The 15,284-nt window shown below is 39.4% G+C and carries 10 protein-coding genes; 3 read left to right on the top strand and 7 right to left on the bottom strand.

What is annotated here, in order from left to right; all coding sequences use genetic code 11:
- Positions 1-1,605: 1,605 nt before the first annotated feature.
- A complete protein-coding gene (locus AC1DRQ_RS24965; protein ID WP_477427874.1) occupies positions 1,606-2,781 on the bottom strand; it encodes an acyl-CoA dehydrogenase in 1,176 nt (391 codons plus the stop codon).
- A 464-nt stretch (positions 2,782-3,245) separates the two neighbouring features.
- On the opposite strand from AC1DRQ_RS24965, the gene AC1DRQ_RS24970 reads away from it, so the two are divergent.
- The gene (locus tag AC1DRQ_RS24970) at positions 3,246-4,346 is read left to right on the top strand and encodes a PAS domain-containing sensor histidine kinase (protein WP_477427876.1); all 1,101 of its coding nucleotides are present in this window, start codon (positions 3,246-3,248) and stop codon (positions 4,344-4,346) included.
- A gap of 10 nt (positions 4,347-4,356) precedes the next feature.
- Here AC1DRQ_RS24970 and AC1DRQ_RS24975 read toward each other — a convergent pair whose 3' ends face one another.
- Together AC1DRQ_RS24975 and AC1DRQ_RS24980 are read right to left on the bottom strand one after the other, a co-directional pair.
- Positions 4,357-4,884 (bottom strand): adenine phosphoribosyltransferase, encoded by a 528-nt coding sequence (locus AC1DRQ_RS24975; RefSeq protein ID WP_429394321.1) that lies wholly within the window; start codon positions 4,882-4,884, stop codon positions 4,357-4,359.
- Entirely contained in the window at positions 4,881-5,747 is an 867-nt protein-coding gene (locus AC1DRQ_RS24980; RefSeq protein ID WP_477427878.1) for a ComEA family DNA-binding protein, read from the bottom strand. The genes AC1DRQ_RS24975 and AC1DRQ_RS24980 overlap by 4 nt, the downstream gene beginning before the upstream one ends.
- Positions 5,748-5,820: 73 nt before the next feature.
- Between AC1DRQ_RS24980 and AC1DRQ_RS24985 the strand changes: the two genes are divergently transcribed.
- On the top strand, positions 5,821-7,575 hold the full coding sequence (locus tag AC1DRQ_RS24985; protein WP_477427880.1) for a lysophospholipid acyltransferase family protein: 1,755 nt from the start codon (positions 5,821-5,823) through the stop codon (positions 7,573-7,575).
- A 192-nt stretch (positions 7,576-7,767) separates the two neighbouring features.
- Positions 7,768-9,192, top strand: a complete 1,425-nt coding sequence (locus AC1DRQ_RS24990) for an APC family permease (RefSeq protein WP_477427882.1) — start codon at positions 7,768-7,770, stop codon at positions 9,190-9,192.
- A gap of 78 nt (positions 9,193-9,270) precedes the next feature.
- On the opposite strand, the gene AC1DRQ_RS24995 is transcribed toward AC1DRQ_RS24990, so the two are convergent.
- The 4 genes from AC1DRQ_RS24995 to AC1DRQ_RS25010 all read right to left on the bottom strand — a co-directional run.
- Complete coding sequence (locus AC1DRQ_RS24995; RefSeq protein WP_477427884.1) at positions 9,271-12,516, bottom strand: TonB-dependent receptor; 3,246 nt, start codon at positions 12,514-12,516, stop codon at positions 9,271-9,273.
- Positions 12,517-12,618: 102 nt separating this feature from the next.
- Entirely contained in the window at positions 12,619-13,164 is a 546-nt protein-coding gene (locus tag AC1DRQ_RS25000; protein WP_477427886.1) for an Mpo1 family 2-hydroxy fatty acid dioxygenase, read from the bottom strand.
- A gap of 71 nt (positions 13,165-13,235) precedes the next feature.
- Entirely contained in the window at positions 13,236-14,801 is a 1,566-nt protein-coding gene (gene rny / locus AC1DRQ_RS25005; RefSeq protein ID WP_429394308.1) for a ribonuclease Y, read from the bottom strand.
- A gap of 230 nt (positions 14,802-15,031) precedes the next feature.
- A partial coding sequence (locus AC1DRQ_RS25010; RefSeq protein WP_477427888.1) for a cell division protein ZapA occupies positions 15,032-15,284 on the bottom strand: 253 nt, incomplete at its 5' end.

The following is a 15,284-nucleotide window of genomic DNA, read 5'->3' on the forward strand; positions in this document are numbered from 1 at the left end:
CTTTTAATTTAACGGTTACGCCAGGGAGTGGCAAACCATCTTCTTTAGCAGTTACCGTACCAACTACGGTATGATTTTGCGCAAATAACTGTGATACAGCTAAAAAGAAAGAGCACAAAATAAGTAGTAAACTTTTTTTCATCTAAAAGAAATTAGTTAATAGTTAAGCCGCCAAATCTAATCGGCATACAACCGAAAAACAAATARAGTTTTGTAATATTTCTTTTACATTATGTTTTATTAACTATTACGATTTTTTTTAGGTACTTCGCACACCAAACAGAATTTTATTCCGTTTTATAATTGTCGCTGACCTTGGGTCAGTTAATAATAAGACAGTTAATTTAGTTAATTATGACAGGGAAAATACGCGAGGTATTTTCCCTGTTTTTTTTAAGTTAAACCATATAGCTACCAATTAATTAAGCTCCTAAAAATCGATGGTTAAACATCTATTTTTAGCCTATGAAATCATCCATTAAACAGGTATCTCTTTACGTTATTCACAGGTATAAATAAGAGGCCGGTCAGGATTTTTTGGGGAGAAAAAGAACCTATAGGAATTATAAGGCGGTCATGAATTGGAGGGATTGAGGAAACTTATGTCAAAAAAAACTAACGGTTCTATGACAATTAGCTTTAAAACAAAATGGACACCCTTGGGTGTCCATTTTGTTTTAAATTGAAATAATACCTAAATTATTTTGCAACTTTTTTTGCAGGGAATAATGGTAAAATAATTACAGCTAACAAAGCAACAACTTCTAATACAACTAACATAACTTTAATTTTTTTGATTAATAATATATAATTTAATAGCTCTCAGAAAAACAATCATTATTCCTTCAGGCATACCATGATCTTTCAATGCAGGTTTAGGATTTAAGAACAATTGTATTCTTTCTGCGCAGATATCGGCTAAAAACATGCCACGGCAAAAAAATCGCTTTCGCCTAAAAAATCATCAAAATCTTAATTTACTGAAATCAAAAAAATATTAAAAAAAAGGAGTCGTTATTAAATTTTCACCCTGATTTTCAAGGCATAAGTGAGAAAAAACGGATATTTAAAAGCAATAAATCCTGATTATAAAAAAAACACAAGTAGTTATAGCGAATAAACCTGCCATGTATCAACATAACGGCTGAAATCAAAAAAAGAAAAAACTGTTTTTAATTTTGGTGTGCTAACAATTAAATATCTGCTGGTTTTACATTTTTTTGTAAAAGAATTCTCTTAATTAAAGCGTTCTTTAAAAGACTGATTATCAGGAATGTAAAATTGTCAATTTGTCAGCAAGCCTGACAAAACCAAGCTTACTGACAAACGGACATTTAAAAATACCTGCCAAAATACCGATAAGATATTGGCATAAGGTCAAAACAGGTAGAAAGCCCTGTTATTTTATGCGTGCCAGACCGTTGATTTTTGTGATTGAATGATTTCGCTGATTTTGTCTGAACCTTGATTTATAGGATTAAGGGATTATCATGATTCTTTAGCTTTCAACATACGAATTTCCTTAATTGAGCTTCGGTGCATCTTAGATCTACTTCATTCAACTTCTAAATTCGATATCCAAAATTCAGTGTTCGTTATTTTAACTTACCCCCGAAGCACTTCCCTACTGATCACTATTTTTTGAATCTCTGATGTTCCTTCCCCAATGGTACATAGTTTCGCATCGCGGTAATATTTTTCAACCGGGAAATCTTTGGTATAACCATACCCCCCAAATATCTGCACCGCCTCTGTAGCAGTACGCACTGCCACTTCTGATGCAAAATACTTGGCCATTGCAGCTTGCTTAGTTACCGGCAAATGTCTGTTTTTCAGATCAGCGGCTTGCATTACCAGTAATTCCGCGGCTTCAATTTCGGTTGCCATATCGGCCAGTTTAAAAGATATTCCCTGAAAACTGCTGATAGCCTGCCCAAATTGTTTGCGTTCTTTTGAATAAGCTACTGCCGCTTCAAATGCACCTTTAGCTATCCCTAATGATAACGCGGCTATAGAAATACGGCCGCCATCCAATACCTTCATTGCCTGTTTAAAACCTTCGCCTTCGTTACCCAGCAAATTTGCTTTAGGCACACGGCAATTATCAAATATCAGCTCGGTGGTTTCTGAAGCGCGCATACCCAACTTGTTTTCTTTTTTACCGTGTGTAAAACCCGGTGTACCTTTTTCAATAACCAGGGCCGATATACCATGCGAATCACCTTTTTGGCCAGTACGTACCATCACCACAGCAACGTCACCTGATTTACCATGTGTTATCCAGTTTTTTGAACCGTTCACCACATAATGATCGCCATCCAATACCGCTGTTGTGCCCATACCCAGTGCGTCAGACCCAGTGTTGGCTTCCGTTAAGCCCCATGAACCCAGCCATTCGGCCGTGGCCAGTTTGGGCAGCCATTTTTGTTTTTGTTCTTCGTTGCCAAAGGCCAATATATGACCGGTACATAATGAGTTATGCGCTGCCAGGGATAAACCTATTGAGCCGCACACTTTTGCTATCTCAGAAATTACGGTTACATATTCTGTGTAGCCAAAGCCCGAGCCGCCATATTGTTCAGGCACCACTACGCCCATCATGCCCAACTGGCCCAGTTGTTTAAATAATTCAATTGGAAAATGCTGTGCCTCGTCCCACTCCATCACATGTGGCCTGATGTTTCTTTCGGCAAAATCTTTGGCCATTTGGCCTACCATCCGTTGGTTATCATTCATCGAAAAATCGAAGCCTGCAGGCGTATCTGTTAATAAAGAATCCATGTTTTTTTAATTGGTTATTACAAAGTAACGGATTAATTACCAGCTTAGTTTTACCCAAATAGCGGGCAAAAAGAAGTACAAATTGGTATCTGGTATAATAATAAGGTTTAGTTAATTTAAACATTATAATTCGGACCAAATGCATTTAGAATTTATTTTTTATTATTTCAGTTTCCTCATGTTCTATAGAGATCAGGAGCGGAAAATGGTCATTTCTTTCTATTGTCAAACGCAAAATCAATTTCACAGGTAGTTTCTTAGCTCCCGATCATCATCATTAAATGAGTCATTTTTAAGTTGGTTAACAATAAACTATGGAGGGAGCTTTTTAACAAAAAAAGAGTATAAAAGCCCAAACTATTTGACACATAAAAATTTATTATTTTTTTTGGTAAAAAATTTATTTGTTACGATAATTTTTTATTTACTATATTGTTTGTCTGGATTAAAAAGAACAATTATCAATGAATGAATATTCAAATGTTAACTACAATCCGGGCACAACCGAAACTTTCAACCTGGAGCTCTTTTTTGATCTTTCACCCGATCTGTTATGCATAACAGGGTACGATGGGTATTTTAAAAAGATCAACCCAATAGTTTCTAAAACATTGGGGTACACTAATGAAGAATTGTACTCAAATCCGGTTAGTTCATTTATTCATCCTGACGACAAGGATGTTACCGCGAAGAATCGTAAAAACATTTTAAAAAATATCCCTCTTTTAAATTTCGAAAACAGGTATGTTACCAAAAACGGTGAGATAGTTTGGCTTTCATGGACCYCAATGCCTGTTGAAAGCGAACAAGTGGTGTTTGCTATCGCGAAAAACATCACCCACAAGAAAAAACTTGAAGAAAATAGAAATAACCTGCTTGCCAATTTGACAAAGATCAACAGAGATCTTAAACAGTTAACTTATACAACCTCACATGATTTAAGGTCGCCGGTTAGTAATTTAATATCAGTTTTTAATCTTTTGGATGTATCTAAAATTGAAGATGATGAAACACTTGAATTTATAGGCATGCTGAAATCGGCTACAGAAAATTTGAAAGATACCTTAAATAAATATGTAGATGATTTGAGTCAAAAAGACCTGTTAAGTGTTCAAATAGAAGAACTTGATTTGAATGATTGCCTCCAGATAGTAAAACGATCATTAAGTACATTAATATTGAACTCAAAAACAATTATTAATGCTGATTTTTCTGAAGCAAAAAAGATCAAATTTAACAAAGCCTATTTGGAAAGCATATTACTTAACCTGATCACCAATTCCATTAAATACGCAAGAACTGATTGCACTCCTGTTATCACGATATATTCGAAACAAGTAAATGGCGTCAATCAATTAATATTCAGGGACGAAGGCTTGGGTTTTGATATAGACAAAGTAAAGGACAGAATATTTGGCCTTAACCAAAAATTCCATCAGCATTCAGATAGTAAGGGTATTGGCCTGTACCTGGTTCATAACCATGTTACCAGTTTAGGTGGCCATATAACTATTGATAGTAAAGTAAATGAAGGGACAACGTTTGTTATTTCATTTAAAGATTAATAGCCTATTCCTAATACTCTGCCAATACTACTAATGTATCGCTGATAGGCAATATCCGCTCGCGGCCATTTAAAAAGCCAAGCTCTACTACAAAGGAGAAACCAGCTATTTCACATCCCATTTCTTTGATCAGTTCGCTTGCGGCTGTTACGGTACCGCCGGTAGCCAGCAGATCGTCATGGATCAATACATGCTGACCGGGTTCAAAGGCGTCGGTATGACATTCAATAACAGCCGTACCATACTCCAGCTTATAAACCTTTTGTTTAATGGTGAATGGCAGTTTGCCTGCTTTGCGTATAGGTACAAATGGAACACCTAATTTGGTGGCCAGCGTTAATCCGAATAAAAAACCACGGCTTTCAATACCGGCAATTACATCAATACGGGTACCCTGCAATTGTTCAACAAAGGCATTGATAATGTTATCGCACAAAACAGGATCCTTTAAAATGGGGGTAATATCTTTAAAAATAATTCCGGGCTTCGGAAAATCGGGAATATCGCGGATGGCTTTCTTTATTTGCTGGGTTATCATTTGAAAACTAAATATGGCTCAATTTTACGCAAAATTCCTTCATCAAGTATGGCTATATTTTTCATATCATCAACCGATTCATAATCGCCATGTTGAGTGTGGTACTCCAAAATAGCATTCATTTGCTTAAAGCTAATGTACGGGAAACGCCTTAACTGGTTAAAGGTGGCCGTATTCACGTTTATTTTGGTGATGTGTTTGCCATTTACCGCTATGCCATTTTTTATTTCGGCATACTTGGTATCGTCAACACCAAATACTTCTTTTAGCTGTTCTTTACTGTAAAAACCGCCCAAACGATCCCGGTATCTCATGATACGCATGGCAAATGACGGCCCTATGCCCCTGATGCGCGTTAGCTTTGCCGAGTCGGCACTGTTTATTTCAATGATCTCGCCCGGCGCGGCTTTATTTGCATAATGTGTATTACCAGGAATATTAATGTAAGGTTCCAACCGCTGATAGTCGGCATCTGTTATGGAATAGATCTTTTTTACATCTTCTTTTGAGTAAAACCTGCCGCCCTTAGCCTCATAATTTTTTATCACCCTGATCTGGTGCTCACTCAAACCCAGTTTTTGCCAGCTGGCATCGGGTAAATTATTAGGATTGAAGGTGAACAGCACAGCATTGGCAGGTTTTGCATCATCGGCCAAAGAATTACTGCCCGGATTAACATTTTTACCCCGGCTTAACAGGGCAACAGCTTTATCAAACTCATTAAAATTTATTATATTATCTTTGCGCGACGTTTGATAAACGTAAGGCGCTGCTAAAACCAATGCAATTAAAATAATAAATACTACCATTCCGTTCCATTCTTTTTTGGTTACAGATAAGTAATTTTTTATATGTGCCTTCATTTACTGCATTTATCAATTGTTAAAATAAAGAAAATTTCAGGATATTTATAAGTTAAACCCCCTTTTATAAAAAATGAAAGTAATAACCACCGAAGAGTTTGCCAAAGCCACCAAACTGGATAAGTTGAAAATGCCGGGCCTGGCCGCTTTATTGATGGAATTGATGAAAATTAACCAGGTTAATGATCTTTTTGCCCAGGCACAGCCAAAACAGGGGCCCGAGTTTGTTGACGCTATTTTAGAAGGCTGTGGTATTGATATTGAATTTGACGAACGTGAGTTAAGGAACATACCCAAAACGGGCAGCTTTGTTGCCATTGCCAATCACCCTTATGGTGGTATTGAAGGCATGGTGCTTTTAAAAATATTATGCATGGTAAGGCCCGATGCCAAACTGATGGCCAACTTCCTGCTTAAAAAAATCCCCAATCTGAGCGACTATTTTATAGCCGTAAATCCGTTTGAAAATGTTGAACATTCCTCAAGCATCAGCGGTTTAAAAAACACACTGGAGCTTTTAAATAATGGCACACCTATTGGTATTTTCCCGGCGGGTGAAGTATCAACCTTTAAGGTTGAGCAGCAACAGGTAACTGACCGCCTTTGGCACCCTGTGGTAGGCAAAATAATAGCGAAGGCAAAAGTGCCTGTTGTCCCTATTTATTTCCATGGCAATAACGGCCTGCTTTTTAATTTACTGAGCCTTATACATCCGGCTCTGCGCACAGCCAAATTACCTTCGGAATTATTTAATAAGCATGGGCATACCATTAAGCTACGCATTGGCAAACCCATTAATGTAGAGGACGTTCCTGATCATAATAACAGTGCTAAACTGCTTAATTTTTTACGTGCCCGCACCTATGCTTTAGGAACAGGCCTTGAAGAGGAAAAGAAAATATTTAATCCGCGTAACCTTTTTAAAATAAAACGCCTGCCCGAGGCTATAACCCCAGAGATAGATAGTGCTATACTGGAAAAAGAGATTGCTCCGTTACGGGAAAATTATAAGGTTTGGACAGAGAAGAACTACGAAGTTTTTATAGTACCAACCTCAACTATTCCAAATGTTATACGTGAAATTGGCCGCCTGCGTGAAGTAACTTTCAGGGAAGTTGGTGAGGGAACTAATAAGAGTATTGATATTGATGAATACGATATTTACTATAATCACCTGTTCATCTGGGACTTTGAAGCTAAAATGATAGTAGGTGCCTACCGCATTGGTTTGGGCGATGAAATATTTTACAGTGTTGGCAAAAAGGGTTTTTACATTACCGAGTTGTTTAAACTTAAAACCCAGTTTACTCCGGTACTACGCAAAAGCCTTGAACTTGGCCGTTCATGGATCCGCAAGGAATATCAAACCAAACCATTGCCCCTATTTTTACTGTGGAAGGGTATTTTAAAGTTCCTGATCGATAATCCGCGATACCGATATTTGATAGGGCCGGTGAGTATCAGCAATTCGTTCTCTAAATTCTCCAAATCGCTTATTGTTGATTACATAAACCGTAACCACTTTGATCATGAAATGGCGCAATACGTTAAGCCACGTAAAAAATTCAAGGTTGATTTTGCCAAGATAGATACCGACCTGCTCATGGCTGGTGAGGATTCATTTAAAGGATTGGATAACCTGATATCGGAAGTAGAAACCCGCAATATGAAGGTCCCTGTGCTGCTGCGTCAGTACATCGCTTTGAATGCCAAGATCATCAGCTTTAATATCGACCCTAAATTTGCCGATTGCCTTGATGGCTTCCTGGTGCTTGATCTGGAGAAGGTACCACAGGATATATTGGAGAAATTAGGCAAAAATTTATAGGCCGATCTAAACGTAGAGACACATCACATGTGTCTCCCCTATATAATCAATAAGACACATGTGATGTGTCTTTACAACAAAACGCCCTGCCGGTTAAACCGGCAGGGCGTTTTGTTTATGGGTAATACCATACCGACAATCCTCTGTAAAATAAGTTATATTGCGGTAAACAATCTTGAACCCGAAAAGATCATGGAAGACAAAAACACCACTACCGAAACTTCAAAAGCTCATTTAAAACAGGTACTTGGCCTGCCCACAGGGATTTTACTGGTAGCGGGTATCATGATTGGTTCAGGTGTGTTTAAAAAAATTGTTCCGATGTCGCAGACGCTCAATAGCGAATCATATATTTTAATGGCCTGGATCATAGCGGGCATCATTACCATGTTTGGCGCCTTTACCTATGCAGGCCTGGCCACCATGACCACTCAAACGGGTGGTGTATATGAGTACCTCCGGCTTATTTATGGAAATTTTATCGCATTCCTGTTTGGGTGGACTATTTTTACCATAGTAGGTAGCGGGGCTATAGCCGCATTGTCGTTCGTGTTTGCACAATCTGTGAATACGCTTATCCCGCTGCCCGATCCATTGTATGCATTTAAAGATATCAGTATTGGGCATGCTATTTTTCCATTTGCCGATTCAGGGATCAAAACGCTTGCTGTACTTACTATAGTATTGTTAACCTGGATAAACTACAGAGGCGTAAATAAGGCTGGGATACTAAATAACATTGTAACATCAGCAAAAATCCTGGGCATTTTACTGCTGATTATTTCAGGATTACTATATACCGGCCACCCAGCGGTAGCTACAGTTGAGAAAGCCACGGTAATTCATCCCCAGGGGGCGGCCTTGTTCAGTGGTTTATTTGGCGCCATGCTTAGCGCTTTATGGGCCTACGATGGCTGGGCCAACATAACCTTTGTTACCGGAGAGATCAAAAATCCCAAACGTAACATCCCCTTGGCCATTATTGGCGGTGTGGGCATAGCAATGACGCTATATGTGCTGCTTAACTATGCTTACATGAAAGTGTTGCCTGTATCACAACTGGCTTTGTTAGGCAGCAACAAAATTGCAGCGGCAGAGGTTGCCGGAATTTTAATGGGTAAAACAGGATCTGTAATTATTGCTGTGCTTATTATGGTGTGTACCTTTGGAGCTCTCAATGGTTGCATCATTTCTTACCCACGTGTTTACTTCCGTATGGCGCAGGAAAATGTTTTCTTTAAAAAGGCAGCAAACGTACACCCGTCTTTCAGCACGCCACATATAGCACTCCTTTATTCGGCCATATGGAGTGTAATATTGGTGTGCAGTGGCACGTTTGATCAGATAACAAATTTGGTAATTTTTGCTTCATACGCATTTTTTGCATTGGCAACCTGGGGCCTGGTAAAAATGAAACTGAAAAAAGTAATCACATCAAAAGTTATTGGCTACCCCGTAATTCCTTTCATCATTATATTTTTCTGCATTGCCCTGGTCATAAATACTATTATCACACAAACGGAAGCATCCATCATTGGCCTGTTGCTCAATTTAAGTGGTGTTCCTTTATACTTGTATTTTAAAAATAAGTACGGCGAGGCTAAACCATCAGTATAAACACGCTGACTGATTTAAAACAAAAGCCCTGCCAGATTTAACCGGCAGGGCTTTTGTTTTATTAACTGTTTGGTTGTATTACCAGCTGTAACGTATACCAAACTGCATTTGCCAGCGTGAAGCAAACAAATCAACAGAATATGGTACTCCAGGATCCTGGAAAGTATATTTTGGATAAGTTGTTGCTGCATTTTCAAATGATGGTGTTCCGGCTTTTACCGGTGTTAAACCAACGCTTGATGTTGAGTTAAATGTATTAGCTGAGAAATAGTATTGTCCCCATTTTTTATTCAACAGGTTGGTAAGGTTAATGATGTCATAAGTAAAGGTGATCATCTGTTTGTGTTTACCATTACCAAATTTAAAGTCCTGAGTAAAACGGAAATCAAGGTCATTATTCCAAGGAGTAAACGCTGCATTACGCTCAGTAAAGTTACCGCGGCGAGATGACAAGTATTTATTTTTATTAATGAATGCATCAAAAGCGGCAGCTTGCTGAACAGCTGTTTGTCCACCGGCAATATCAGAAAAGAAATTAACCGTTTCACCAGCTTTAGGGATGTAAGCTAAACTAACTTGCTGGCCGGTTCCGTCAATAGCGCTTGGATAGAAACCATAAGTGAACGGGTTACCGGTTTGAGCACTAAAGAAGAAACTGAAATTAGCAGTATAGTTTTGATTTGCATCCCAATCATGCTTGAAATTAATGTTTGACACGATGCGGCTGCGGATATCAAAGTTAGAGTTAGCCAAACCCGGGTTGTTAGGGTTTAAAGCCTGGTTCAACTGCCAGTTTGATTCCATGGAGTTACGGATGCCGTTGGTAACGTCTCTGGAGTGGCCATAGGTATAAGCAACAGACACATTCAAGGCACTTACTGGGCTAAACTGCGTGTTTTTAGCTACCTGTGCCGTTAAGCTGTAACGGTAACCTTCGCTGGTGTTTGATAGTAAGTAAGCATTCGTAAATGATTTGCTGATCTTACCACCATTGAGGGCGGTGGCGGTGTTATTAAATATAGGCTGTTGTTTTTGTGTATCGTAAACGTAATAGGTTACCTGATCGAGTGTATTTACCTGTTGAAATTTTAAATCATGAATAACTTTGGTATAAATACCTTCACCGGTAAACTTCCACTGATCATCAGTAGTATAGTCAACAGCCAGGCTGCTTCTCCAAACCTGTGGCATTTTAAAGTTATTGTCGATCATATCTACCTGGGTTGCATCACCTTGAGCGAAATTTGGCACTTTAGGTACGCCTGCAGCAGGCGCTTTATTATCATAAGCACCATAAGTATTACCATTGTTATAAAATGYGTAGCCAAACCATGCAAATGGAACACGACCGGTAAAGAATCCGCTACCACCACGTACAATAACACTTTGATCGCCGTTCACATCATAATTAAATGCTACGCGCGGATTCCACTCTATGTTACCCAGGTAATTTTGTTTGATGTCTTTTGGCTTGGTATAAGTATAGGTATTACCGTAGTTAGGATCAACCGCAGCATTTGTTGTTTTATCGCTCAATGGTTGTTTGTTTGGTACACCTGCATAATCGGCACGTAAGGCTACAGTTAATTTGAAGTTATCAGTTAACTGAATTTCGTCCTGACCATATAAGCTCAGCAGGTTAACTTTAAACTGAGCTGATGGATTGGCAAAAATATAATCACGGCTGTTATTAGTGTAATTACCGTTATAACGTACACGGCTTGGTTGTGGTTGAGCAGCAATGAAGTTGTCTATACTGCTATAAGCGGTACGGCCATTCCATGAGTTTACGAAGTTATAAGTGATATTGTAAAACTCATTGTGGGTACCAAAAGTAAAGGTATGTTTACCTGTTGTCCAGGTTAGGTTATCGGTAAACTCAGCGGTTTTCTGGTGCATATCAAATATAGCGGCCTCCCGGTCGGTACCCATAAATATGGTGGTGCCTGGAGTACGACCGGTAATTTCGATCTGCGGCAATGACGGATCTGAGTTAGGGTCACGGTAATCATGTACGTTTGAGTAACCTAATACCAAGCTATTGCTCACGTTGTTGGAGAATCTCGATTTTAACTCGGCAACAGTTGAGGTTGAGTTATTGTGTGAGGTATAATCGATACCGCTAAAGCGAAAGTTTTGCTGATCGCGCTCCAAATTGGTCGCTTTTGAAATAATGGTATTGTTACGGATGGTTAACTGATTGTGATCATCGATGTTCCAGTCCAAACGGTTAAAGAACTTGTTTGAATTTGAGAAAATGGTTGTATTACCAAAAGTACCCGGATCCTGACCATAATCGTTTTTAAATGCTGTTGCCAGGGCCTGAGCATCCTGTAAGCTTAATATTTTTGATGAACCATTAGTACCGGCTGCAGCGATAACAGGATCTTGTCTGCGGGCAATCTCTTCGTTGGTGAAGAAGAATAATTTGTTTTTGATGATCGGGAAACCTAAACGGATACCTGTTTGGTAGTCATGAAAATCTGAAAGTTTTGAACCATCACCACCTGATGCAGCAGGAGCGTTATTTGGTCCTACCATAAATGAGCCACGGCCAAAACCGTATACCGAACCGGTAAAATCATTGGTACCGCTACGGGTTACCGCGTTGATACTACCACCCAATACGTTACCAATTTTAATATCATAAGGTGCAACCAGTACCTGTATATCCTGAATAGCATCTAATGATACCGGGCTTGTACGGGTACTGCTACCTACCTGACCAGATGCATTGTTCTGGCCGCCCAATGAGGGGCTAAAACCAATCGCATCGTTATTGATAGCACCATCAAGGGTTACGTTATTATAACGATAGTTGGTTCCCTGAAAAGAGTTGTTATTACTTTGAGGAGTATTCCTGGTTAAATCCTGTAAGCTGCGGTTAATTGAAGGCGCGGTACGGATTTGATTTTGGTTAATACGGGTACTTGCACCGGTTTTTGTTCCGCCGGAGTTAGCGGTTACTTTTACCTCTTTTAAAGTTGTTGTTTCGTCGGCCAGTGCAAAATTAAAAGTGGTACTGCCCAGACTTAAAGTAATATTTGTTCTTTCGTCTTTTTTAAATCCGACAAAAGAAGCAGAAACAGTGTAAGGACCACCAGGGTTAACGTTGGCGATAGTATAACGACCATCGGCATTGGATTGTGCCCCGTAACGTGTCCCAGTACTTGTATTAAGTACGGTAATGGTTACACCAGGCAGCGTAACGCCCTTCTGGTCGGTAACTTTTCCGCTTACTAATGAGGTTGTAATTTGCGCCCTGGCAACATTTGCAACCCCAATAATCAGCACTGATAAAAGGATAAAGTAAAGCTTTTTCATTTGTGTTTGTTTAAAGCACAAAGGTTCGGCTACAATATTAACAGTGTATTAACAAAAGATTATATTTAATCCCAGCTGTTAACATTAAGTAAAAATCAATGATCAATACTTAACAGATAACTTTTTAAGTATGAGGTGAAGCAGGTATATGGGGCCAATCAGCAAAAATTTAATATCATCCAAAAACGAAGGTTTTTTACCCTCAATTTTATGCCCGATAAATTGCCCCATCCATGATATAAAAAATATAACMAGGCAAACCAGCCACAAAGCCGGGCCGCCCGCTTTATGCCATTGCTCCAGTTGTATAATAGCATAGCTGAAGCCAAAAAGCACCAACAACATCAGGTACGAGAGTACCGGCGAAAGTTTAAGATAATAGTAAATGCTAAAAGCAATTAAAAAGGATGCCCAGTTAAAAACACCATTATAGGTACCTAAAAATTTAAGATATGGAAACGGAATTGCCCATATTAATCCTACCAAACTAAACACAATAAGCGGGATGCAAATAAAATGGATCGCTTCATTGGTTTTATTTTGATGGCTTTCGGCATATTTAGCAAAATAAACATCAACCGCACGAACATCATCTGCCTTTGATGGTACGCCACCTTTTGAAGTATCGGTTAATTTGTTTGAAGCCATTTTAATGTAAATATAAAAACCCTTTCTGTTTTTTAGGCAAAAAGGGTTTGTTATTTATTCGTTATGTGTGCTTACTTAGCAAAAGCTACCGACCTGGTTTCCCTGATCACGGTAACCTTGATCTGACCCGGATAGGTCATTTCGGTTTGTATCCTGTTGGAGATATCCGCTGCCAAAACTTCTGATTGCGCATCAGTTATTTTTTCGCTTTCAACCACTACACGCAGCTCACGGCCGGCCTGTATGGCGAAGGTTTTTTCGACACCCGGATAAGAAAGCGCAAGCTCTTCCAGTTCCTTCAAACGTTTAATGTAGCTTTCAACCACCTCGCGGCGTGCTCCCGGACGTGCTCCTGAAATAGCATCACAGGCCTGAATGATGGGTGACAACATGGAGGTCATCTCAATTTCATCATGGTGAGCACCTATAGCGTTACAAACCTCGGGATGCTCTTTATATTTTTCGGCTAATTGCATACCCAAAATAGCGTGTGGTAGTTCAGGGTTATCATCAGGTACTTTACCAATATCATGTAACAACCCTGCACGTTTAGCCATTTTAACATTTAAGCCAAGCTCGGCAGCCATGGTAGCGCAAAAGTTAGCAACCTCGCGAGAGTGCTGCAACAGGTTTTGCCCGTATGATGAACGGTAACGCATGCGGCCAACCATACGGATCAGCTCGGGGTGTAAACCATGTATACCCAGATCAATTACAGTACGCTCGCCTATTTCAACAATTTCTTCTTCAATTTGCTTTTTGGTTTTGGCCACAACCTCCTCAATACGGGCAGGGTGTATACGGCCATCGGTTACCAGGCGGTGCATGGCAAGCCTCGCAATTTCGCGCCTAACCGGGTCAAAGCCTGATAGGATAATAGCCTCGGGCGTATCATCAACAATAATTTCAATACCAGTTGCAGCTTCCAGCGCACGGATGTTCCTACCCTCGCGGCCTATGATACGGCCCTTGATCTCATCATTCTCGATGTTGAAAATAGAAACCGTATTTTCAATAGCACTCTCTGTAGCGGTACGTTGTATGGTTTGTATAACTATCTTTTTGGCTTCTTTGGTAGCCGTAAGTTTGGCCTCGTCAACGATGTCCTTTATCTGGATCATGGCTTTGGTACGTGCTTCCTCGCGCAAAGTATCAACCAGTTGGTTCCTTGCATCATCGGCTGACAGGCCTGCAATGGTTTCCAGTTGCTGAACATGCGAGTTTTTCAGCACCTCTACTTCTTCTTGTTTTTTAACAACAATCTCCGTTTGTTTCTCCAGGTTTTTACGCGTGTTATCCAACTCGCTTTCCTTACGGTTCATGTTTTCCAGGCGCTGGTTTAATGATTGCTCTTTTTGCTTTACACCGTTTTCGCGCTGGTTAATGTTGTTATTTTTTGTGTTTACTTCCTGCTCATGTTCGGCTTTCATTTGTAAAAACTTCTCTTTGGCTTCCAGTAATTTATTTTTCTTCAGGATCTCGGCGTTGTTTTCAGCATCCTTTAATATCTTTTTCACTTTGTTCTGTGCCGATGTTTCCTGGTCTTTAAAAAGCTTCCGTAACAGGAAGCGGCCAATGATAATGCCAATAATGGCACCGACCAGCAGCCCAATAATAATGTATAATAGTACGTCCATCTTCTTTTAGGGTGTAAGGTTATATAAATAAAAAAACCGCAACTAATTCTTAAGTATCATGTATTTAAAAACTTCTTTTCGGATATTGGGACCATGGTTACGTTAATACAAGAGTAACGCATGCCTCTTTGATCCGCTTAATATTGAAGCGTTAAGTTTTTAATAGTGAAACCTAAAATTTAACTGCGGCTAAATCTTAAATGTGCTCTGTATATATGTAAGAACGTTTATTACTTCGAGAAAAATTCGGACAGCAAATGATCCAACTGATAAACCTTTTCGGCAATATCGGTATCTTCAACGGTAACTTTCTTCTCGGCTTTTAATGATGATGTAGCATAATGCAACACACACATCGAAAGCAGATCCTGTTTATCCCTTACCGCGTAATTTTCCTGATATTCCTTTATCCGGTCATTAATCAGCTTAGCCGCCCTGCGTATTATTTCTTCCTCCTCCATGTTTACCTTTAACGGATAAACC

This window comes from Mucilaginibacter sp. P4_E8, from assembly GCF_056401495.1.